Raw genomic sequence first — 23,442 nt, forward strand, 5'->3', positions numbered from 1 at the left:
TTTATTTTTAAATCAGTATTAAAATTGATTATTTGTTATGGATATTTTAAATTTATTGCATTCTGTATTGCTTTTAGTAAAAAAATAACTTTTTATGTATTTTTAATGAATATTTTTAATATTAAAAGCTTTTTATTATTCTATTCAAGCCTTCTTCCAGGATTTCCTGTGAAGTAGAGAAACAAATTCTAATGTGTCCTTCTGCTCCTTTTCCGAACCATCTTTCTGATCCCGGTACGATGGCCACTTTACCATGATTGAGAACATATTGGGTAAAATCATCGCTGGACATTCCGTTTTTAATCCTGGGAAATAATACAAAGGTAGCTTCCGGAAGATTAGGATGCAGGACTTCAGACTGGCTTAACAGGTTAAAAGCAAGATCTCTGTTATGCTGTAGATGCGTTAAAAATTCTCTGTACCATGGTTTTGCTCTTTCCAGGGCTACACTTGCTGCAATCTGTGATAATGTGGAAACCCCCTCTATCGTTGAGTTGAAATTCGATTTTTCTACAAAATCTTCAAAAATTTCCTGTTCATTGCATAAAACAGCACCAATTCTAAGCCCTGCAATACCAAACGACTTCGAAAATCCATATACCGTAAAACTTTTTTTCTTCGCTTCCTCTGAAACAGATGAATAGGTGTGAAAATCCTTATTATCATAGACGATATCGCTCCATATTTCATCACTCATCACCCATAAGTTATGAGAAGAAGCAATCTCAGAAATCTTTTTAAGCGTTTCTTTAGAATATACCTTTCCTAATGGATTGTGCGGATTGCATATGCTGATAAGTTTCGTCTTTGGATTAATCAGTGAAACCATTTTTTCAAAATCAATAGCTCCGGTTACGGTATCTACGGGGCATAATACAACCTTTCCTCCAGCTGTTTCCACGGATTTTTTAAATAGAAAATCTACCGGATCCAAAATAATAGCCTCTTCTCCCGGCTTCAGAACATAAGAGGCTATCAAAAACATTCCCTGTGCTGCACTGTTCACAGCAAGGACATTTTCAGGGATGAAATTTCCAAATTTCTCTGTATTGAAATGTTCAGCTACATTCTTTTTAAACTCGGGAAGGCCGGAAAAAGGACCATAGCTCAGATAGCCATCTTTGATATATTCAATGATGCCCTGTTCAATTTCAGGAGCTGTTCTAAAGTCAGGATCCGCTGCTGTCAAAGGGATAATTCCATCTTCCAGGGTTGCCCATCTTCCGTTGTAGGCTTTTCTTTTCAGAGCTTCAAAATTGATATCGTTATTGGTGAACATATTTTTATTTATAAGAGATAGGTAAAATATTTTTTGAATGTTGGTCCAGCGGAAGCAAAAACTGATTAAGTAAAGCCCTGCCGTTGGTAATATGAACTTCAATTTCCGGCTTTCGTTCTGCTTCATATTTTCGGAAAGCTTCACTCATATCCTTTTCTTCGGCTAAGTGCTTAGTCAGGGTGAATGCATCCTTTAGTGCTGAGGTAACTCCCTGACTTGTAAAAGGGATCAGCGGGTGAGCTGCATCTCCGATAAAGACTATATTGTCCTTATAAAAAGGGGTAAGTTCCTCCAATTCGTATACCTGCCACAAATGAACATTTTTATAGCTGGATTCTTTGATAATAGACAAAACTAAAGGACTCCAGTCTTCAAAAAGTTCAGTCATATATTTTTTAAGACTGCCTGTGGAGCACTCTTCACTGATCTTGTACTTTTCACTGTCAAATTGTGAATACCAAAGAACGGAGTCTGCGGAAAGCTTTAGAATTCCGAATGTCAGCCCACCTTCTTCAAGATGGAATTTCATAAAGTTATTTTCAATACAGGCTGCTATTTTTTCGTTTTGAATGATATTGACAATCTCATTTTCCCTTACAGGTCTCAATTTCTCATCCTTAAAAATATTTTTTCTGATTCTGCTTCTGGAACCATCACTAATAACAGCAATATCCGAATCAATAAAGGTTTCGTCAGGAAGTTTTAGTTTTCCTTTTTCGTTATAAGTTAACGTTTTTTCATATGTTATTTTGTCAGGAGAAATATTTTGAGTTAAAATATTGAGTAATGCCTGCCTTGAAATAACAAAAACATCATTAAGGTCTTTTTCAGCAAGGATCTTTCCTTTGTGAGAATATTGTATGTATTTTTTTAGAAAATTTCCATGGTTGAAAAGGAGCTGGGGGTCAATAATCTGGGAAAGATGTTCAATTCCCTCTTGTGGGATAAGGAATCCGTGACCTGCTAAATCTTCTTTTTTCCTTCTTTCGTAAATATGGTAATCAATATTGTGCTTTTCTAAGTAATTCGCCATGCTTAAGCCGGAAATACCAGCGCCCACGACAGCAATTTTCTTCATTTCGGAATAACGGATTTTTCAGTTGGTGTTTAATTACTTTTTGCAATCTATTTTTTAGATTGGTGCAAATGTAAATCAAAAACATTCATGATTTGAAAAAAATAAAGTAATTTAATTTTGAATTTCTGAAAATTCAAATGAAAAGCATAGTATTTTTTATGTTTTAAGTTGAACATTTTCATCCGTTTATATGAAAAATGAAAATTTATCCATACAACAGAAAAAACCGGAATAAATTCCGGTTTTATTTTTATGCTTTTTCAAGGTGAACTGTAAAGTGTCTTAAAATTTCCGGTTCCCAGGTGATCTTATATCCTTTTGCTATTTCTTCGCGCCTCTCATATACATTTTTGACTGCTGCTGCAATATAATCCATATGATTGTTGGTGTATGTCCTTCTGGGGATGGCTAAGCGCACCAACTCCAGCTTAGGATAGCGGTTTTCCCGTGTCTCAGGATCTCTGTCTGCCAATAAAGTACCGATTTCTACAGTTCTGATTCCTGCTTCTTTATAAATTTCAAGTCCTAGCGTCTGAGCCGGATATTCAGCACGGGAAACATTAGGAAGGAAATTTAACGAATCAATGAATACAGCGTGCCCACCAATAGGTTTCTGAACCGGTATTCCATATTCTATCAGCTTATTACCAAGATATTCGACCTGAGAAATTCTGCTTTCAAGATAAGCGAATTCAGTGGCTTCATCCAGCCCTACAGCCAATGCAGCCATGTCTCTTCCTGCCATTCCTCCATAAGTAATAAAGCCTTCAAAGATAATGGTGAAGTTTGAAGCCTTTCTGAAAAGTTCTTCGTTATTCAGGGCGATGAATCCTCCGATGTTTACCAGTCCGTCTTTTTTGGAGCTCATGGTCATTCCGTCACCGTAAGAATAAATTTCTTTGCAGATCTCTTTAATACTTCTGTTTTCCTGGCCTTTTTCTCTTTTTTTTATAAAATATGCATTCTCTGCAAACCTCGCTGAATCAAAGAATACAGGGATTCCATATTGGTCAGAAAGTTTTTTTACCGCCTTCATATTCTCTAAAGAAACAGGCTGGCCACCGGAAGAATTACAGGTAATAGTGATCAGACAGAAAGGGATATTTTCTTTAGGGTGGCTTTTATAGACTTCTTCCAGTTTTTCAAGATTGATATTCCCTTTAAAAGGATGAAGGTCATTGATGTCAAAAGCTTCGTCAATGGTACAGTCGACAGCATGTGCTTTTCTGATTTCTATATGCCCTTTCGTAGTGTCAAAATGAGAGTTTCCCGGAACTACATCTCCTTCTTTTACCAACACTGAAAAGAGAACATTTTCAGCAGCTCTTCCCTGATGTGTTGGAAGTAAATATTTAAATCCTGTGATTTTTTCAACCGTATGCTGCAGTTGTTCAAAAGAGCGGGATCCGGCATAGCTTTCATCTCCGGTCATCAGGGCTCCCCATTGTCTGTCTGACATCGCTCCGGTTCCGGAATCTGTCAAAAGATCAATAAAAACCTGCGAAGATTTTAAGTTAAAAAGATTATAATTTGCTTCTTTAAGCCATTGTTCTCTTTCTTCTCTGGTGGATTGGCGGATTTCCTCCACCATTTTAATGCGGAAAGGTTCCGCGTAAGGTAAATTCATGTGTTAAAGTATGTTTTTAAATTGTTTGTAAAGAAAATTGCTTTGAAAATAATTTCAAATCATCAATATATATGTAAAGAGAGAGCGGGGAATTACTCAGGGGCTTTAAATATATTTTCATCGGAGTGGAAACCGGCTACACCGCCACTTACTGCAAACTTCATGGCAGAAGCTGCATTCATTCCTACTACAGGTTTGATGTTTTTTTCTTCAGTAACAATTACCCAGCCCGAAATAGCATACGAGTGGGGAAGATATACTGCAACATAGTTATGCTTATCAACGTCCGACATTTCTTTTTGGGTTAAAAAGCCAATCCTCCATATTTCAGGATTTTCATTGGTTTTCACCCATACAGGATCGTTGAATTTTTTCTTGTCACCTACAAATGAAGACATGACATCTTTTGTAGGGGTATAAATGTGTTTTACTCCCGGAGTTTTCTCCAGTAAACTATCCATGGTATCAAAAAAGAATCTTCCTACCACGAATTTATTTCCTAAATAGCCCAGAATAGCGGTAAATAATATAATTGAAACGAAAACAAGCCCGGGGATCTGTTTTGCAAGAGACGGAATAAGATTGTCAATAGCACTGACAATATACCAGATCACAAAAATAGTAAGTCCGATAGGACCTATAATAACTAACCCCTGAAAAAAGTTCTTCAGAAAAAGGTTGGCAATATTTTCAAAGCTAGGTTTCTTCAATGTACCGTCTTTACTCTGTTATTTTTTAATTTTACCCATGGATGGTTTCTTTATTTCCATAGGATTTAATGATGTCAGCTTCATATTCCAGCCATTCTTCCCAGCGTCTGTTTACGGTCTCCGGATCTCCAAGCTGTCTTGCAAAACCAATAAATGAAGTATAATGGTTGGCTTCGGATATCATAAGTTCTCTATAGAAAACTTTAAGTTCTTCATCTTTAATATTTTCTGTGAGTACTTTAAATCTTTCACAACTTCTGGCCTCAATCATTGCTGCAAAAAGCAGTTTATCTATAATGAGTTCATCTCTGGATCCCTGAACAATAAATTTTGCTAGTTGGTTGACATAATCATCTTTCCTGGCTCTCCCAAAAGTATAGCCTCTTTTTTTGATGGTCTCATGAACCTGATTAAAATGATCCAGTTCTTCCTGGGCAATAGCAAGAAGCTCTGTAACCATTTCGGGATATTCCGGAAGCATTGTAATCAGCGTAATGGCGTTGGTAGCTGCTTTTTGCTCACACCACGCATGATCTGTCAAAATTTCTTCAATGTTTCCTTCCGCAATATTTGCCCACCTTGGATCGGTAGGAAGTTTCAACTTAAACATGTTATAAATTTTTGTAAAATTAAAACAAATTGAGGGAAGAATGATTATTTTATTTCAAATTTACCTCTAAAATGCTAAGATGCGGTCTTTCTCCTTAGGAATTTCAAAATATTCCACCCTAAAGTATCTATTTTTTTTAAACCTGCAGAAATAATGAATGCCAACACGATATTCGTAACGTAAATAAGCAGCATCAATGACCACCAGGGCATGTTTTCCTGTAAAGGAACCACGAGAAAATAGACCAGGGATGAGCTGATACCCTGTGCAAAATAGAAGAAGATTGCATTTTTACCAATGTAGGTAACGAAATTTTCTTTTGTAATTTTTAATCTGTTATAAAGAACAAATAAGGTGACAAGAGAAAATAATGTCCAGATGATATAGGGTATTTTTGGGGGGAATTTGTTTTTATTTATTTTGTAAAAAATCTCACCTCCATAATACCAGAACATCCATAATAAGCTTCCTGCAACAAGAATATACAATACAGGAATAAGTTTTTCCGGAATTTTTTTTCCACGCATTCTGTTACCTATTAAAAATACAGAGAGATAAAATGCTACATAGCCAACCTGGCCCGTAGGATAATATTCAGGAAAAATATTGAATAATAAGGTTAAGGAAATACAAATTCCTATCAACCAATTGATATGCTTTGGAAAAAATCTCAAAATTAAGACGCCAAAAACAGTCAGGATAAAATAAACCTTCAGATACCAGAAGCTCCCCATTACTACGGGGAAAGTATCAGCATTCGTATATTGGTGGAGGTACCAGTTTCCAAGATTTTGCCACTGCGGTGTTGTGGAAATATTGGTAGTGGCATATTTCGAACCGAATGTGGAATAAAAATTTTGAAGCCATTCCATGGAAAAGAAACTGAGTCCGAAGACTTTAAAGAAATAATCCATAAAGAAAAGGAATGTTACAAAAATCATATACGTGATCTGCAGTTTCAATAGTCTGTAAAGAGTTTTTTCAATGTTGGCTCCTGAGGTAACACCACTCAGAGCGTAAAAAAGGGCTACATCAAAGACAAGAGAAAATACCCGCACCTCTGCCGGAATGTAAAATTGCCCGGACCAGAAAGCGGTATGGATAAATATAATAGAGAGGGTAGCCAGTCCTTTGGCAAAATCAATATAGAGGTCTCTGTTCATTGTTGTAGGATGTGGAATCAAAAGTAAATAAACTTACGCTATTTTTCAAGTGAATAAAAAAGAAGACGTAGCACAGCTAGAGGATGTGGGTTGAGAATCGTTTAAACGAAACCCCTTCTCATATAGGAGTACAGGAAATTTCATGAAAAAGGCCGTTTTCACGAGTTGTGAGACGGCCTCCTTTCTTAATATACTAAAAGTGAATGTTTGTGTTATTTGAGATTTTTAAACTCTTCAGCAGAAATTTCTCCGGTCTGAATTTTTTTCAGTTCATCAATATATTGACTCATGTATGCGTCAATTTCAGGATTAACTGTGTTTTTAGCCATTTTGTACGTGCCATTTAAAACGCCTTGATAATAATAGAAGAAGTTATAGTCAAAATTAGCGGCATTAAGATCGTATTGTCCTAAAAGGAATCCTAAACGTACAGCAGATCTTCTTTGGGCTGGTGTTCCGTGATGCCCCGGACTATTGGTCTGATAGTCACCTATGCTTTGTGCGAACTCATAGGCTGATGCAATTTCTGTAAAATTGGTTTTGTTGTAGCCATTGGGTCTTCTTAAATAATAGCCGGCAAAACCGTCTGCTTCCAATTCGTTTGGTCTTGCGGTGTTTTCACTGACAGAAGGAAGTCCAAAGATGTACTGAAGCTGGTGGCCGTACTCATGTGCAAGAATCATGGCATTAACAATATCTCCGCCTTTTGATTTTGCATCATAATAGATTGCATAGCCATAATAAATTTTTCCTGTAGAATAAGAAATGGCATTGTACGTTGAATTGTAATTGGATGGATCGTCCACAAACCTTAGAGTAGGATTGCTTCTTCCCCAAAGACTGGCAATTTTAGTCATCTGGGCATTCATGAAGTTGGTGTCGGTAGAGTTTTGTAATGATGTTTTCAATACTGCAGTGGAGTTCCAGTTATTGTCTACATAATAACAAATCTTTTCAAGATCACCCGGCTGATCAATTTTTGCACTTGAAGCCTGTTCCGGTACTACCGTTTCTTCCATTTTGTCATCGCTGCATGATGTCAATGAAAATGCAGCAATAAATCCTGCTAATAAGCAGAAATTAAGGTTTTTTTTCATAAAAATATTAGTTTGGTAAAACGAAGATATAAAATTATCTTTTACATATGAATACTTTATTGTAAAAAATTATTCAAAACATAGTGAATAGGCTATTTGTGAAAAAAACATTGTTTTGATTGTAAGGGGTTTAGAATTTTATTTGTATATTTGCACCTCGAAATAACTAAAAATTTTATAAACAATGTTTGCAATTGTAGAAATAGCAGGGCTTCAATATAAAGTTGAGCAAGACCAGAAGTTGTTTGTAAACCGTTTAAAAGGAGATAAAGGAGGAAAAGTTTCTTTCGATAAAGTTCTTCTTACTGTAAACGGAGCAATCACTGTAGGCGCCCCAGCTGTAAACGGAATCACTGTAGAAGCAGAGATCCTAGACCACGTAAAAGCTGATAAAGTAATCGTTTTCAAAAAGAAAAGAAGAAAAGGTTACAAAGTGAAAAACGGTCACAGACAATCTTTAACTCAAATCGTAATCACTGGTATTACTGGTTTTGAAGCAGGAGCAAAAAAAGCTGCTAAAAAAGAAACTGTGAAAGGAGAAGTTCTTTCTGACAACGCAACTGTTAACTTTGGTGAAGATCACGAGCTGAACTATCACTTAAAGAAAAACAACTTGTCTCAGTCTAAAGAGAACAGAGAAACTTTAATTACTTTAGGAAAAGCAGTTAAAGTTGAATTAGAAAAGAATATTCTTACTCATGAAGAAGTAGATGCTGCTATCATTAAGAATATCGATCAATTTAAAGCACTTAATAAATAATCCAATAATAAAATGGCACACAAGAAAGGAGTCGGTAGTTCCAAGAACGGTAGAGAGTCTCACTCTAAAAGATTAGGTGTGAAGATTTTCGGAGGACAAGCAGCTATTGCCGGAAATATTATTGTTAGACAAAGAGGTACTCAGCACCACCCAGGTGATAACGTGGGAATCGGTAAAGATCACACTTTGTTTGCACTAATAGATGGTAAAGTAGTTTTCAGAAAGAAAGCAAACAACAGATCTTTTGTATCTGTAGAAGCAAACGCATAATAACTTAAGCGTTTTATAAAAAATTAAGCCTCAGCATTCATTTGCTGAGGTTTTTTTTGTTTTGTTGCATCCTGGGAAATAGGGCTGGGGCAATATTTTTTCTGGGGGAGTAAAAATATTTTGATTAATATTCTATTGCTTGTGAAATATTTATATATTTGTTAAATGTCATACAATAAGTTAATTGCGGAAGCCGAAAAGCATATAGAGTAGGCAAAAAATAAAACTAATTAACATGAAAAATCTAAGAAAATTAACAAAAAAGAGTCTTAAAGCAATTAATGGTGGAGCCGGGTCATGTCCTCAGGCACCTATCAGATCTTGCGACGTATGGTGTGGGTTATCTCCACTGGAGAAATTTCGTTGTATATTCTATGTAGAACAGTCTTGTTCATGTAATTAATACCATAACCATCAGTATACATTCAAATGAAAAATCTAAGAAAACTGACAAAGAAGAATTTGAAAGTAATTCAGGGAGGTACAGAAAAATGCCCACCTATCACAAGTTCTTGCAGTGTATGGTGCGGATGGAGCGCATGGCAGAAAATACACTGTCTCACCAATACTTATGAAGAGCCTTGTGTGTGCTAGCTGGCTGACCATATAAATGATTTAACCATTAATACATTGAAATGAAGAATCTGAAAAAATTAACTAAAAAGAGTTTAAAGGAAATAAGTGGAGGAGTCGCGGCAACGTGCCCTTCTATGTTTCAATCATGTTTTGAGTGGTGCAGATGGAACTCATGGCAGCAGTCAAACTGTATGCTTTCTGAGCCATGCACCTTGTCGGAATGTTTTGACTAGTTAATTAATATGAATAGATGCATTAGATGTTTTATACAAAGTCTTCTATGCACGATGAATGTTAGATAAAATTGAAAAAATAATCCGCAGCTTCGGAGAAGCTGCGGATTATTTGTATCGTATTAAAATCCAAATTGAAATCCTGCTTTAATGCCGAATTTTGAGATATCCGGTCTGTCCAGATAATTTCCTCGCCAGTTGAAATCAACTCTAAAAATTCTAAGGTTTCCAATTCCAATATTTTCAATTCCAAATCCATACTCATAATAGATATGTTCATTGGGAGCAGAATATTTGAATCCTTCTACGTTGATCGCTTTAGATTTATCACTTAATGATCCGTACGCTCCTCTGATAAAAGCAACTTCTCTAAATTTTAATTTCTTGATCAATGGGATGTAAGAAAGTATTTTTCCGTTAAAATGATGCTCAAGGTTAAGGGTAACATAAGCGTCGGCTACGAATTCATAGTAATTAAGCTGTGAAAAAGTGTTGGGAACCAATCCATAGGAAAGGTTAGCCGGGATTATATTCTGCAATGCCAGTGGAACGGTATTAAAGTTTTTTCCAGCCTCAAGATTGACAATCGTTTTACCTATAGTTCCGAGAAGGAATGGTTTGGAAAGCATAAACTGAAGCTTATCGTAATTAAAATCAGCATTGAAAAGGCCCTCGATTCCCCTTGTGTAGCGTAAAACGATGGTTGGGGCAAGGTTTTTTGCCTGGTATCGGTCTATTCCTGTCTGGGAAAATTTAGCTCCCGGTTTTGCTATTATACTGAAGGTAACATGAGAGTCATTGACTGTTTTTCTTAAGTTTCCGTCTTTGTAATACATTAGATTAAAGAGCTCCAGGTTAGCAGATTTAATACTTTGCATTACCCCATCAACTCTGAATTGTATGTTTTTCCAGGGTTCAATGGCTGCAAATACTCTGGTTTGATTTACAGAGCTTAAAGAATTATTTTCACCTCTTGCAAAGAATGTAGAGGTGGATTGCGGACCGGTTGTCAGGCCGTCTCCACTGGTCAGCTGTCCTCCCAGCTGAGCAATATCCCTGCTGGTTCCTGCTCCTATCATAAACCGGTTAAGTTTATTGAACATATACCTGGCGTCAACACCATATTTTACTTGTTGATCTTTAAATCCATATGCTGTATAAAACTGTACTCTCCATGTATCGTTTAATCCGAAATAAGATCTTGCACCCAGTCTTATTCTGTCTCCTTCTACTTTATTTCTTCCGTATATCGAAAAAATAGGACCGATATCTACCCCTTTAAAGGCATTGTAATGACGGGAGCCCAGGGTTTCAAATAATTTAACCATTCGGTTGAATTTTGGAGTCTGCTGAAGCTGATCAAGCATGTTGTAAACCCCTTGTTCAGATTTGGATAATGTGTCAGGCCTGGCTTTCGTCCAATAGGCATCATCTTTTTTGACAAACTCGTCTTCGTATTCCTCTTCTTTTCTCTTGAATACAGCTGGGTCAAGAGGTTTATTGAATTCGTAATTTGAATAATCTACAGATCTTTTAGCAATAATACTTTTAGATCCTTTCTTTTTTGAAAAAGGGCTTATTTCAAATTCTGTAACCAGCTTTTTAGGTAGGAATGTGTTTTCATCAGGATTGTCGTATTCCAGCTGGGTGGAAACACTATTGACAAAATTGACGTTTATTTTTTGTGTTGATTTTAAAGTAGCTCCTATAACAGCATAGGTATCTGTGTCTATATAAAGATTTCCCTGGAAAGCGAGTATATCTTTTCTCTTAGGCTGATATCTTATGTGGAAAGCTTTCTCCCCGCGGATAGCAATAGTATCTACAAGGCTGTAATCATAGGTACTGAAACCGTCTGATCCTACAGGGCTTTGAAATCCTATATCGAAATAATTAAGTGTATTATCGTAGATATTGATTTCACGGTAAAGGTTCTTTGCCGAAACGGTGATGACCTGATTGTCTTGAAATCCTGAAGTTTTTTGAGCAACGAGCGTTCTTTTAGAGTCTTTTTCGGGTTTATTCTTACCATAGTTTTCATAAACAGCTTCATTTAGAAAGATGGGAAGTCCTAATCTGCCACTTGCTGTAGAATCAGCATAATCAAAGATAAAATCCAGCTTATTGAAGATTTTTTTCTTCATAAATGTACTGTCCAGATTATTAAGGTCGAATTGGGTCTTCTCATATTCCTTATATGAATACGTATCAAACTTTTCTAGCCCATTATTTCTTTTACGTGCCCAGACTTTCTGCATAATAGCATACGCAGGATTTTCTTTTTTGCTTTTGTATTTGGTTTTCCCGGTATTGATAACAATTTCCTGAATACTGCTCACCTTTGCCTGTGATAGCTGTACAAAAATATTTTCAGCGGTGGCAGGAGTCACCTCCAGGGTTTGGGAAGTATAATTTTTTCTGGAAAATTTTAATGTACTGATGATAATACTGTCAGACTGAATAACGAAGCTTCCGGAAGTCGTGGTAAGCGCCGGAGTTTTATTGTCATTGATAAAGATATCAACTTGATTAAGCTCTTTGTTATTTTTTTCATCAACAATTCTTCCGCTTACTCTATTTTGAGCCAACGAAAAGCTGGTAAAAAGCAGGAAAAAAAATAAAAAATTGTGTTTAGGGTTATTGTTTAACATCATTCGTTTCTTCAAGCAATTATCACAAACAAAAAGTATGCAGTTTATTCAAAAAATAGAAAAAAAATAGAAAAAATTATTATTCCCTATAAGTTCGCAAATGTAACGAAAATAATACTACAAATTATTAAAAATCAGATACGAATTTTAAGTGCTTAAAATGTGATGAATCAGGACATTAAATATAAGCTGAAAAGTCACAGTTTTTACGACTTATACTAAGGTGAAAATGATGTATTGGAGCTCTCTGCCATTGTTAGAATAGCTACCCTAAAGCTAAGTTTTCTTTGCTTAAAATAAAAAAAGACCTACATTTCTGTAAGTCTTTTTGCTCCTCCTGCTGGGCTCGAACCAGCGACCCTCTGATTAACAGTCAGATGCTCTAACCAACTGAGCTAAGGAGGAATTTTCCTTATTTTTAAGTGATGCAAATATAAGAGGAATATTAATATCAGTCAAGTTTTATCCCCAATTATCGATGGTTTTGCACTAAATATGTTGAATTTCAGTAAGAAATATTTCACTTATTTTTAATATCATCTTAGATATCTTCGAATAAATGCCTGAAATATCTCTCAGGATGCTCCAAAAAATTCCTTGTCAACTGATAGTGTTCTGTTTCTTTATACGGGATACGCTGAATTTTGTTATCTAATAAATAGATCTCGGCATTCGGATAGCTCATCAGAATGGGAGAGTGGCTTGAAATAATAAACTGGGCTTTTCCCGCTTTCTCCAATTTGTGGATAATAGATAACAAAGAAAGCTGCCTTTGGGGAGATAGAGCGGACTCGGGTTCGTCGAGAATATAAATCCCCTTTTGGAAGTGATTATGAAATAATGACAGGAAAGCTTCACCATGTGATTGCTGGTGCAGGGATTTGCCTCCATAAGCGTCCAGAACCCTGCTGTCTTCTTTAGCTACTTCATCGATATAGGTGGCAAAGTTGAAGAAGCTTTCAGCTCTCATGAAGAACCCCTGTGATGTTTTAGTACTCCAGGAGAGAACAAGGTGTTCAGATAATCCCGATTCTGTTTTATGGAAGTTATAATGATGGTTTCGGTTTCCTCCGGCCACATTGAAATCACAGTTTTCCGCAATAGCCTCCAGTAGGGTCGATTTACCGATTCCGTTTTCCCCAACGAAAAAAGTAACATTGCTTTTAAGTCTTAGATCCAAACCTTTACTCAAAAAAGGGAGGTTGAAGGGGAAATCTTTCGGGTGGTTATCTTTTAAATAGATCCGGGATAGGTAGGGCATTGTTTATATAATTACATAATATCAATGTCTGGTAAGCAAAATATATGCAAATAAAAAAAGACCTACATTTTTTGGGATTTTATGTAAATGGAAATAAAAATCTTTACCAAAGTTGATAAAGATTAATTGATGATTGGCTTTAGCTGCGGTAGAACCAATCATTTAGCAGACCAATCATTACTGTTATATCCATTTATTCCCCCAAATTCAATCTTTTCTATTTTCATATTCGCAAAAAATTGTGTAAAAGTGCTAGTCCATACTCCATTATATTCTTGTACCATATTTTTTATTTGAGGAGGGATTTCGTTTTCAAAAGTTATCCAAACCACAGGAATTTGAAATTTATTATCTAATGCTGGTTTATCCATACTACTATCACAAAAATACAATGCTAGCATGTAATATTTTATACCAGTATCTGTTTTGCTGTCATATGATAAATTTACAACGTCTATTCCTTTTTGTGATAATTCATTATAGAAGTTTGAAAAATTATGTCCGTAGAATTGCGTTTTATTAGAGGCAATTGCATTCAATTTAGGGACAACCCCATTATAAAATGAGATATAATCATTTACGGATTGAGCCTTACAGTTATATATAAAAAATGTGCTTATTATAAATAAGCTTTTTAAAAATATAGATTTCATAATATATTTTTTAAAGGCATGGTGTAGCTGTTGTGATATTCATGTAATCTAAGCTGCATAAGCTATTTCGTGATGTTTGCAGAGTTTTAAGGATAAATATGGTGGAATAATGATAAGTGTTTAAAAGTGTCTTAAAATAAAATGGCTGGTTTTACCACAAATATTGTAGTATAACCAACCATTTTGTTTATTAAGTTGATTGAATTTATTGTTTAGTAAATTTAAAACTTTTGTTTTTGTTCGATCGATTATTTACCAGACCAATCATTACTGTTATATCCATTAACTCCAATAAAGTCTATTTTTTCTATTTTCATATTCGCAAAAAATTGTGTAAAAATGCTAGTCCATACTCCATTAGATTTTTGTACCATATTTTTTATTTGAGGAGGGATTTCATCTTGGAATGTAATTGTTATCCAAGGAATTTGAAACTTATTATCCAATGCTGGTTTATCCATATTAGAATCACAAAAAAATAATCTTAGTATATAATATTTTTTACCAGTATCTGTTTTACTATCATATGATAAATTAACAACAGTTATATATTTATTTGATAATTCACTGTAAAATTTTGAAAAATTTTGTCCGTAGAATTGTGTTTTATTAGAAGCTATAGTATTAAGCTTGGGAGTGATACTGTTATAAAAAATAATATAATCATTTACGGATTGAGACTTATAGTTATGTATAAAAAATGTGCTTATTATAAACAAGCTTTTTAAAAATATAGATTTCATATTAAGAACTTTTAAATTTATTATGGACATTTGTGTGATCAGGTGTAAGGATTAAGTAAAATGTATGTAAATAAAAAAAAGACCTACATTTCTGTAAGTCTTTTTTGGCTCCTCCTGCTGGGCTCGAACCAGCGACCCTCTGATTAACAGTCAGATGCTCTAACCAACTGAGCTAAGGAGGAATGTCCTTGTTTTTAAGTGGTGCAAATATAGGACGAATATTTATACCCTGCAAATATTTTCAATGATTTTCTCGAAAAAATTATAAACCTCCGGTAAGCATTTTAAAAATATCACTTCCGAATATCAGTACCATTAATCCCAACAGGAAGATAACTCCCACCATCTGAGCATTTTCCAATATTTTTTGTGGTACAGGTTTTCCTACAATGATCTCATATAAGGTAAATAAAACGTGACCTCCGTCAAGTCCTGGAATTGGAATAAGGTTAAGGAACGCCAACCATACAGAGAACATTGCTGTAAAGCCCCAGAACGCCGACCAGTCAATGGAAACATGTCCTGCAGCATCTTTATTTACAGGCATGTTTTTTACAATAGCGATAGGTCCGCCCACTTTCTTATAACCTTTAATCTTTTTATTGAAGATTAATTTGAACTGCTTGATCTGGTAAGTTAAACTCTCAATAGTAAGTGTGAATCCCCTTTTGATTGATCCAAAGAAGTTATAGTCGTTATGAACGGAATATTTTTGAATTTCTTTAAACGCTAAAATTCCAATTGTTCCTTCTTTAGATACCGGGATTTTTAAATCTTCAACCTGATTATTTCTCAATACTTTAAAGTCTGTCACTTTTCCTGCATTAGGAACTACCAAAGGTTTTACTTCATCGTAATAATTAAGAGGTTTTCCATTTACAGAAAGTATTTTATCTCCAATTCTTAATCCTGCATCCAGAGTAGATTTTGTTACAATGGTATCTACAACAGGAGACATTCTTGGTGTTAAGAATGCTTTAGGTTCAGGATCTTGAAATGCAAAAGCCTTTCCGTCGTCATTTGTTGGGAAAGTAACCTCTTTTCCATCTCTTAAAACAGTGATCTCATCACTTAATAAAACATCAAGTGCTAATTTTTTGAAATCTTTCTGAACATTTCCGTCTACTTTTAAGATCTTATCTCCATCCTGAAAGCCCATTTTTTTTGCAGCTTCCGTATAATGAAGAGGAGTTGTGATTTTATCAGCTTCAAAGATGTTTTCTCCATTTTTTCCAACCAATGCTGAAAATATGATCCATGCAAGGAAAAAGTTGACAGTAACCCCACCAAGCATGATGATCAGTCTCTGCCAGGCCGGTTTAGCTCTGAATTCCCAGGATTCCGGATCCTTTTTTAGCTGTGCGGTATCCATGCTTTCATCTACCATTCCGGCAATTTTCACATACCCTCCGAATGGAAGCCATCCGATTCCGTATTTAGTTTGCTCAGGATGTTTTCTCCAGTCGCTGTCCGGAAGTTTTGATATATCGATAGGAACTTCTTCCTTCTTTCCGTTCACCTCTGTTACTTCAGTATCCGGCAGGTTTTTTGAGAAGAATTTATACTTCCATTGACCATTGATCTTCTTCATTGAGAAAATTGAAAAGTAAGGATCAAAAAACAGGAAGAATTTTTCGGCTCTTGTTTTAAACCATATGGCCGGTAAGAAGTGCCCAAGCTCATGAAGAACTACCAGTATAGAGATACTCAGAATGAACTGAAAGAGTTTGATTGCTATTTCCATTAATAAATTTTAGATTTTAATTTGCAAAGGTAACAATTATCAAAACTATGCCAAATAAAAAAGCCTCCCGAAACGAGAAGCTTTGTCATATTTAAAGACGATTGGTTATAAATTGAACGAAACTCCAAGACTTCCATTATTACCGACCTCTGCAAAAACGCCGATTTTTTCTGTGAAAAAGTAACGTGCTCCAATATGAGCTCCTATTCCAAAGTCTTTTCCAAGCACTCCAAGGTCAACTCCCGGGTAAATATCCCATTTGGAAGGAAGGTTCAATGCTTCCTGTAAGTGGAAATTCAGTCTTCCGAAAACAAAAACACGGTTGTCCTTATCGTTATCTTTGTAATTGTCAAAATAGCCATTGATACCGGCTCCCAATGATATCATTTTGTTAAGTCCATAATCATAGGTTCCGGTAATACCTGTTCCGTATCCCCAGGCACTTAAACCCAACTGAATTTTCTGGTCTCCTTTTCCTGTCCATGCCTGTGCATTGGCAGCCACTCCAAAAAAGAGTACCATCACCATAAAAACCAATTTCTTCATAAATTTCTAATTTTTAATGATTTTAATAAAATTTATCACCATCAAAAATGAAACCGAAAACCATTAATCTTGTAAAAACAGAAGACTTTATGAATTATTAAGAATTTCAATATTTTGATAGAAAGTTTTAAAAGAGTAACTATTCAGGGTAAAGAATAGAGGATATAACTCCTCTTTATCTGTTTGTAAATATAAAAGCTGTATTTTTATACATCGGATTGAAAATAATTTAAAAGTAATTAAAGATGAAAGTGACAGGGCTTAATTTAGATATCGTCTGGAAAGATAAAACCGGAAATTTTAAAGCAATAGAAAAAGAACTTCAAAATCAGGAAGCTGATCTCTTTCTTTTGCCCGAAATGTTTTCAACAGGTTTTTGTATGGATGCTTCTGAAGTTTCAGACAGGAATGAAGAATCTCTGGAATTTTTAAAAAAGATCTCAAAAGAAAAGAATACGGCTTTCAGTGGAAGTGCTCCGGTAGAGCAGGATGGACGCTTTTATAACAGGATGTACTTTGTACAGCCGGATGGAGAGACTCTATTTTATAATAAAAGACATTTATTTTCCTTTTCAGGAGAAGATAAAGTGTATACTCCAGGAAAAGAGCGGGTTATTGTCAGTTATAAAGGAGTCAGGTTTCTGCTTCAGGTGTGTTATGATCTGCGTTTTCCTGTTTTTGCAAGAAACAATAACGATTATGATGCGATCTTATATGTAGCTAATTGGCCGGAAAAAAGGGTAGGAGCCTGGGAGCATCTGTTAAAAGCAAGAGCTATTGAAAACCTGTCTTTTGTTTTTGGGTTAAACAGGATAGGAACGGATGGCAATAATCTTTTTTATCAGGAAAGTTCTCATTGTTTTTTTGCCGATGGAAAAGAAATTTCCCATAAAAACGGGAATAGGGTATCTGCGGAACTGGATATGAATGAATTGGAAGATTTTAGAAAGCATTTCCAGTTTTTAAATGACCGGGATGATTTTTCCATTCAATTATAAGAAATTGCTGAGATTGAAGCTGAGTTTTTAAGCAATAAGGCCCGGCCTCAATCTCAGCCTTAGTTAAATATATTGCTGGAGAAGGGTAGTCAATGTATTGACATCATGTACTCCGCTTTCTTTCCATAAAAGCTCTCCATTTTTGAAGATGGCTAATGTAGGCACACCCCGAACTCCGTACTGAGACGCAATAGCCGGATATTGATCTACATCTATTTTTATAATTCTGGCCCCTTCACCAATGTTTTCTTTTACACTGTTCAGCACCGAAGACTGTACCTTACAAGGCTGGCACCAGGTTGCGAAAAAATCAATAAGTACCGGTCTTTCGGAGTTTATAATTTCCTGAAATTTTTGTGACATAGTTTTTAGCTTATGCAAATTATTTGTTGTCAGTTTCGTTCTGGATTGCTTTTACATTTTTCCAGGATGTTCCATCGTAAGCTTCTACGCCATTTTTCTTTAAAATTTCCATGGCCTGGTCTGCCTGAATTCCTTTGTTACAGAATACCACTACTTTTTTGCCTTTTAAGGCTTCAATATTATTCTGAATATCAGCCAGAGGAATATTGATGGCATTTTTAGCGGTTCCTGCAGTATATTGTTCCGGAATCCTTACGTCTACCAATGTTACGTCCGAACTGTTTACCACTTCTTTAATATTGGCTTTCGGAGCTTCTGCTATACTGGCTGTTTTGCATGAGCTTAATAGAAAAGCTGAAGCGAAAATAAGCCCCCAGAATTTAATCTTCATGAATTTATAATGTTTTGGATTGACATACAAAATCCGTTGTAGGAAATTTTCCTGTCTTTTTGATTCCGTTAAAGCCTCCTTCAATTTCTGTGAAATTTCTAATCCCGTGAGAATTAAGAATGCTGGCTGCAATCATGCTTCTGTATCCACCTGCACAGTGAAGGAAAAAATGTTTTGAATCATCGATACCGCTAGCCCACTCACTGATGCTGTCTAATGGTTTGTTATAAGCATTGTCAATATGTTCAGCCGAGTATTCACTCAGTTTTCTGACATCAATAACGGTGGCATCTTCTGTAAACTGATCAGCAAATTCAGCAGGGGTAATTCTTTTGATCTCATCTGTTTCCCTGCCTGCATTTTTCCAGGCTTCAAAACCTCCTTTTAAATAGCCTACAACATTGTCAAAACCTACTCTGCTTAATCTGGTAATCACTTCTTCTTCCATTTCTGCATCTGTTACCAATAGCAGAGGATGTTTTACATCCACAATAAGAGTTCCTACCCAGGGAGCAAAATCACCTTTTATTCCAATATTGATAGCGTTTGGAATAAATCCTTTATGGAATTCTGCAGCACTTCTGGTATCTAAAATTAAAGCACCGGTTTCTTCTGCAAAAGCTTCGAAATCTTCTGCGGAAACAGGCGTTAAACCTTTGTCCATCACAACGTCCAGACTTTCATATCCGCCTTTATTCATGGCTACATTCATTCCGAAATATTTTGGAGGAGTGGTTAATCCGTCCAGAACTTCTCTGATAAAAGATTCTTTGTCAGGCTGGTTCAGTGCATAATTGGTTTTTTTCTGATTCCCCAGAATATCTACCGTTTCCTTTTGCATGTTTTTTCCACAGGCAGAGCCGGCACCGTGTGCAGGATAAACAGTGATGCTGTCATCCAGTGGCATGATTTTGTTTTGAAGGCTGTCGTATAAAATACCGGCAAGATCTTCCTGAGTAAGGCTGGTTGCCTTTTGGGCAAGATCCGGTCTTCCCACATCACCTAAAAATAAGGTGTCTCCAGTGAAAATTGCAGTTTCAGTACCGTTTTCGTCAATCAAAAGATAGGTGCTGCTTTCCATGGTGTGCCCAGGGGTATGCAGTACTTTTATTTTTATTTTTCCGATTTCAAAAATTTGGTTGTCTTCCGCAATGATGGCTTTAAATTCAGGAGCGGCAGTTGGCCCATAAATGATTGGAGCGCCCGTCTTTTCACTTAAGTCTAAATGACCTGAAACAAAATCAGCGTGAAAGTGGGTTTCAAAGATATATTTTAAGGTGACATTGTCTTTTTCCAGTCGATCCAGATAAGGTTTTACCTCTCTTAGCGGATCTATAATGGCAGCTTCATTTTCTGACACAATATAATAGGCACCCTGAGCCAGACAGCCCGTATATATTTGTTCAATTTTCATTGGGTATTTTTTTAATGAGTTAAAGATACAAAGTATTAGATGAATTGTAAACGAAATGTTAAATCTGAGTCATAGTTTCTTTCAATACAACAGCTCAATAAATACGTAGATCCCTTTCTTTTCAACAAAAATAATGCCTTAGAGAATGTTAATTTTTAAATGCTGTTTTTTATCATGTTCTTGTAATGAAACTTAAGATATAAAGCTGTTTAAACTTTTTTACTCAACCACAAATCGAAGATTCGACTTAGTCAAAAACCACAAAAGTTTTTGTTTTTTTAGACACTTTAGAAAGTTTAAAGGAATACCGCATAATTAGGTTCACATAAGATGAAAATCAAAGATTTTCATCAAAACTTTTGTGTAATTTTTATACACAAAGTATATAACTTAAATAGCTTAAGTGTTTAAAAATCTTTTATGACTTTTGTGGTTAAGTTTAAACGGACTTGTTATCTATTCCAGTTTATAATATATTTTGTATACAATTTCATTGGTGTTTTCTGAAATATTTTTATCTGTTTTGAATTGGATATACTCATCTTTTCTGGCCTCTCCTTCTTCATAATTAATCAATCTGTTATACTTATCATAAATATGATCTTTAATTTTTTCGTTGTCGGCTATGGTGATCATTTGAGTAAAATATTTTTTTGTGTCCTCGTGCAGGGGCCAATCTTTTTCATGGGCTTTATAGAATGCTATCATTTTCTCAATGGCATAAACCTCAGAATCAATTTTCATATCATTAAACCCTGTCAGAAGTTCTTTTTTTTCTGAGTGGTTCCCTAACCATTCTATTTTAGCCTTAGCTGCAGCGATTGTGGAGTACATCATCATAGAATCTCTCTTCACAACTGGAGACAGAATGATGTCCGGTGTCTGTTCGATCGGCAGAGTTTTTTTAGAAGCTATATCCAGGAGGCCAAAATATCCTTCAGTTTTAGCTTTTAATTCAGCCAGCTGACCTTGGGTCATATCATCACTAGATATTCTGATCTTAAAATTCCATCCTCCACATTCATAAATAGAAAGAAGAGACATTTTATCAGTATACTTTACCCCTTTGAAAAAGTCGCGTTCACCCATTGAGTGATTGAATATGGAATAAATATAATTTACCTTTATCTGGTCATTGGAAGCGCTTCCAAATGAAGGTTTTATATCTGTACCTTTATTGGAATTCTGATTAAGGGCATATTCATATGAGGAAAACTCATCTCTAAGCGATTGGTTGTCAATTGATTTTCTGGGGTAAATATACAGCGTGAGTATAGTCTTGTTCTTTTTCGTGCTTTGCTGTATATAGCTTATGGCTACATGCTTATTCTGCATATCATAAGAATAAATGGCCTCTCTTTGGAATCCTGACCATAGTGGAGGGAAAATCACTGAAGTGGCTTGATGAGTGAAATCACCTTTTATCAATAGATCTACAGGCTGTTTCCGAGGTTGGGAAAAAAGGGTTGTGAATAAAAAAGAGAAGAGAATTAATAAGTTCTTTCTGCAAAGGATTTTGTTTACATACATCTGATGTTCATTTTAAAAAGTAAGATAAGCATTAATCTGCTGAAAGTAAAAACAAAAATTAATGGTATAATATTTTCTTAATGATTAAATATTTTATAAAAACTTTTATATTTATAAGTTTAAAAAAAGATCAGATGGCAGACAAAACACAATTTATAGAAGAATTAAATGCTAGATATACTCCAAAAGGGGATCATATTATATTGGGAAAGGGAATGTTGGATGGAGAAGTTGTTCCCGAAGTTAATGTAACAATTCCCTTAAAAACGATCAACCGTCATGGTCTTATTGCCGGAGCTACAGGAACCGGTAAAACAAAAACACTGCAGGTTTTTGCAGAACAGCTTTCTCATGCAGGAATACCCTCGCTGGTTTTAGATATTAAAGGAGACTTTTCAGGGATAGCTGAAGCAGGCCAGATGAATGCTATTATTGAAGAGAGATATGCCAAAACGCAACTGCCTTATACTCCACAAGCATTTCCGGTAGAACTCATGAGTATTTCCGGAGGCAAAGGAGTAAAGCTAAGAGCCACCGTTACAGAATTCGGGCCGGTTCTTTTAAGTAAAATACTGCAATTGAATGATACTCAGCAGAGCATCATGTCTATTGTTTTTAAATATTGTGATGATAAAGGTCTTCCATTAATTGACCTGAATGATTTAAAGAAAGTACTGCAATATGTGACGGATAATGCTCAGGGAAAAGCAGAGCTTGCAGCCAATTACGGATCAATAGCATCGGCGTCTTTAGGTACTATTCTCAGATCTATTGTGGCTTTGGAACAACAGGGAGCTTCCGGTTTTTTTGGTGAATTAAGCTTTGATGTTCAGGATCTACTGGCAACAAGAGACGGAAAAGGAGTGGTAAACATTTTAAGAGTAGCTGAGATTCAAAGTAAGCCGCAATTGTTTTCCACATTTATGCTTTCGCTTTTTGCAGAAATATATATGACATTTCCTGAAGAAGGGGACAGTGGAAAACCAAAATTAGTGCTGTTTATTGATGAAGCCCATCTTATATTTGATGAAGCATCAAAAGCTCTTTTATCACAGATTGAAACAATGGTGAAGCTGATCCGTTCAAAAGGGGTTGGTATTTATTTTATTACGCAGATTCCAGGAGATGTCCCTGAAAATATATTGTCACAGCTGGGGCTGAAAATACAGCATGCACTTAGAGGCTTTACTGCAAAAGATAAAAAAGAAATTACTAAGGCTGTTGAAAATTATCCCACTACGGAGTTTTATAATGCTTCAAACCTGATTCAGAATTTAGGAATTGGGGAAGCATTTGTAACAGCTTTGGACGAAAAAGGGATTCCTACTCCATTAGTGCATACCTACCTTATTTCCCCGGAATCAAGGATGGACGTTCTGAGCGATGCTGAAATTTCTGAACTCACCGCGAAATCTGCTTTAGTAGCTAAGTATGAAGAGGCTGTAGATAGAGAATCAGCCTACGAAATGCTGACAAACAGAATGGAACAGGCTGCCCAGAATCCTACACCTAATCAAAGAACAAGACCTGTAAAAGAAGAGCCTGGTATGTTTGAGCAGGTATTACAGAGTAAAGCGGGAAGAACTTTTACCTCTACCTTAATGAGAGAAGGGGCAAAAGCTATTCTGGGAATGTTTGGCCTCGGTGGCAGAAGAAGATAGATGAAAAGAAAGAGGACCTGCTACATTTTTGATATATTTTTCGTTACTTTAGCAGGTTATCTTGATGGGTGAAGAAAATATCAG

General features: G+C 35.6%; 23 protein-coding genes and 2 tRNA genes. 6 read left to right on the forward strand and 19 right to left on the reverse strand.

The window, feature by feature from the left end; all coding sequences use genetic code 11:
• Positions 1–121 precede the first annotated feature (121 nt).
• The 7 genes from MP477_RS06010 to MP477_RS06040 all read right to left on the reverse strand — a co-directional run bounded on the left by MP477_RS06010 (position 122) and on the right by MP477_RS06040 (position 7,564).
• Positions 122–1,279, reverse strand: coding sequence for a pyridoxal phosphate-dependent aminotransferase (locus tag MP477_RS06010; RefSeq protein WP_257189592.1), 1,158 nt, complete (start codon positions 1,277–1,279; stop codon positions 122–124).
• A gap of 4 nt (positions 1,280–1,283) precedes the next feature.
• On the reverse strand, positions 1,284–2,357 hold the full coding sequence (locus MP477_RS06015; protein WP_257189593.1) for an NAD(P)/FAD-dependent oxidoreductase: 1,074 nt from the start codon (positions 2,355–2,357) through the stop codon (positions 1,284–1,286).
• A 250-nt stretch (positions 2,358–2,607) separates the two neighbouring features.
• Positions 2,608–3,984: a tryptophanase gene (locus MP477_RS06020; protein WP_257189594.1), complete on the reverse strand. Its 1,377-nt coding sequence runs from the start codon at positions 3,982–3,984 to the stop codon at positions 2,608–2,610.
• A 92-nt stretch (positions 3,985–4,076) separates the two neighbouring features.
• Positions 4,077–4,694 carry a DUF502 domain-containing protein gene (locus tag MP477_RS06025; RefSeq protein WP_230032820.1) on the reverse strand — a complete coding sequence of 206 codons (618 nt, stop codon included), beginning with the start codon at positions 4,692–4,694 and terminating at the stop codon, positions 4,077–4,079.
• A gap of 31 nt (positions 4,695–4,725) precedes the next feature.
• On the reverse strand, positions 4,726–5,304 hold the full coding sequence (locus MP477_RS06030; protein ID WP_257189595.1) for a tRNA-(ms[2]io[6]A)-hydroxylase: 579 nt from the start codon (positions 5,302–5,304) through the stop codon (positions 4,726–4,728).
• Between the two features lie 74 nt (positions 5,305–5,378).
• On the reverse strand, positions 5,379–6,467 hold the full coding sequence (locus MP477_RS06035) for an acyltransferase family protein (protein ID WP_257189596.1): 1,089 nt from the start codon (positions 6,465–6,467) through the stop codon (positions 5,379–5,381).
• Between the two features lie 212 nt (positions 6,468–6,679).
• Entirely contained in the window at positions 6,680–7,564 is an 885-nt protein-coding gene (locus MP477_RS06040; RefSeq protein ID WP_230032816.1) for a metalloprotease, read from the reverse strand.
• A gap of 184 nt (positions 7,565–7,748) precedes the next feature.
• On the opposite strand from MP477_RS06040, the gene rplU reads away from it, so the two are divergent.
• From rplU to MP477_RS06060, 4 genes are all read left to right on the forward strand, one after another.
• A complete protein-coding gene (rplU, locus tag MP477_RS06045) occupies positions 7,749–8,324 on the forward strand; it encodes a 50S ribosomal protein L21 (RefSeq protein WP_230032815.1) in 576 nt (191 codons plus the stop codon).
• 12 nt (positions 8,325–8,336) lie between these two features.
• Entirely contained in the window at positions 8,337–8,594 is a 258-nt protein-coding gene (rpmA, locus tag MP477_RS06050; RefSeq protein WP_047489604.1) for a 50S ribosomal protein L27, read from the forward strand.
• Between the two features lie 235 nt (positions 8,595–8,829).
• Positions 8,830–8,997 carry a hypothetical protein gene (locus MP477_RS06055; RefSeq protein ID WP_230032813.1) on the forward strand — a complete coding sequence of 56 codons (168 nt, stop codon included), beginning with the start codon at positions 8,830–8,832 and terminating at the stop codon, positions 8,995–8,997.
• A gap of 26 nt (positions 8,998–9,023) precedes the next feature.
• The gene (locus tag MP477_RS06060; protein WP_230032807.1) at positions 9,024–9,188 is read left to right on the forward strand and encodes a hypothetical protein; all 165 of its coding nucleotides are present in this window, start codon (positions 9,024–9,026) and stop codon (positions 9,186–9,188) included.
• Between the two features lie 337 nt (positions 9,189–9,525).
• Here MP477_RS06060 and MP477_RS06065 read toward each other — a convergent pair whose 3' ends face one another.
• From MP477_RS06065 to MP477_RS06100, 8 genes are all read right to left on the reverse strand, one after another.
• The gene (locus MP477_RS06065; protein WP_257189597.1) at positions 9,526–11,991 is read right to left on the reverse strand and encodes a DUF5686 and carboxypeptidase regulatory-like domain-containing protein; all 2,466 of its coding nucleotides are present in this window, start codon (positions 11,989–11,991) and stop codon (positions 9,526–9,528) included.
• Between the two features lie 394 nt (positions 11,992–12,385).
• Positions 12,386–12,459 (reverse strand) — tRNA-Asn (locus tag MP477_RS06070).
• A 136-nt stretch (positions 12,460–12,595) separates the two neighbouring features.
• Entirely contained in the window at positions 12,596–13,315 is a 720-nt protein-coding gene (locus MP477_RS06075; protein WP_257189598.1) for an AAA family ATPase, read from the reverse strand.
• 158 nt (positions 13,316–13,473) lie between these two features.
• Positions 13,474–13,968 carry a hypothetical protein gene (locus tag MP477_RS06080; protein WP_257189599.1) on the reverse strand — a complete coding sequence of 165 codons (495 nt, stop codon included), beginning with the start codon at positions 13,966–13,968 and terminating at the stop codon, positions 13,474–13,476.
• 248 nt (positions 13,969–14,216) lie between these two features.
• The gene (locus MP477_RS06085; RefSeq protein WP_257189600.1) at positions 14,217–14,711 is read right to left on the reverse strand and encodes a hypothetical protein; all 495 of its coding nucleotides are present in this window, start codon (positions 14,709–14,711) and stop codon (positions 14,217–14,219) included.
• Between the two features lie 105 nt (positions 14,712–14,816).
• Positions 14,817–14,893, reverse strand: a tRNA-Asn gene (locus MP477_RS06090).
• An 80-nt stretch (positions 14,894–14,973) separates the two neighbouring features.
• Positions 14,974–16,455 carry an RIP metalloprotease RseP gene (rseP, locus tag MP477_RS06095; protein ID WP_257189604.1) on the reverse strand — a complete coding sequence of 494 codons (1,482 nt, stop codon included), beginning with the start codon at positions 16,453–16,455 and terminating at the stop codon, positions 14,974–14,976.
• 105 nt (positions 16,456–16,560) lie between these two features.
• Positions 16,561–17,001, reverse strand: coding sequence for a DUF6646 family protein (locus MP477_RS06100; protein ID WP_230032796.1), 441 nt, complete (start codon positions 16,999–17,001; stop codon positions 16,561–16,563).
• 245 nt (positions 17,002–17,246) lie between these two features.
• On the opposite strand from MP477_RS06100, the gene MP477_RS06105 reads away from it, so the two are divergent.
• The gene (locus tag MP477_RS06105) at positions 17,247–17,999 is read left to right on the forward strand and encodes a nitrilase-related carbon-nitrogen hydrolase (protein WP_257189605.1); all 753 of its coding nucleotides are present in this window, start codon (positions 17,247–17,249) and stop codon (positions 17,997–17,999) included.
• A gap of 63 nt (positions 18,000–18,062) precedes the next feature.
• On the opposite strand, the gene MP477_RS06110 is transcribed toward MP477_RS06105, so the two are convergent.
• The 4 genes from MP477_RS06110 to MP477_RS06125 form a co-directional block, all read right to left on the reverse strand.
• A complete protein-coding gene (locus tag MP477_RS06110) occupies positions 18,063–18,362 on the reverse strand; it encodes a co-chaperone YbbN (RefSeq protein ID WP_230032793.1) in 300 nt (99 codons plus the stop codon).
• Positions 18,363–18,381: 19 nt separating this feature from the next.
• A complete protein-coding gene (locus MP477_RS06115) occupies positions 18,382–18,753 on the reverse strand; it encodes a rhodanese-like domain-containing protein (RefSeq protein ID WP_230032792.1) in 372 nt (123 codons plus the stop codon).
• 4 nt (positions 18,754–18,757) lie between these two features.
• The gene (locus tag MP477_RS06120; protein ID WP_257189606.1) at positions 18,758–20,167 is read right to left on the reverse strand and encodes a rhodanese-like domain-containing protein; all 1,410 of its coding nucleotides are present in this window, start codon (positions 20,165–20,167) and stop codon (positions 18,758–18,760) included.
• A gap of 456 nt (positions 20,168–20,623) precedes the next feature.
• The gene (locus MP477_RS06125) at positions 20,624–21,697 is read right to left on the reverse strand and encodes a hypothetical protein (RefSeq protein ID WP_257189607.1); all 1,074 of its coding nucleotides are present in this window, start codon (positions 21,695–21,697) and stop codon (positions 20,624–20,626) included.
• A gap of 134 nt (positions 21,698–21,831) precedes the next feature.
• On the opposite strand from MP477_RS06125, the gene MP477_RS06130 reads away from it, so the two are divergent.
• On the forward strand, positions 21,832–23,358 hold the full coding sequence (locus MP477_RS06130) for a DUF853 domain-containing protein (protein ID WP_257189608.1): 1,527 nt from the start codon (positions 21,832–21,834) through the stop codon (positions 23,356–23,358).
• Positions 23,359–23,442: the final 84 nt, after the last annotated feature.

The organism is Chryseobacterium sp. WG23, from assembly GCF_024586575.1.
Classification (GTDB): domain Bacteria; phylum Bacteroidota; class Bacteroidia; order Flavobacteriales; family Weeksellaceae; genus Chryseobacterium.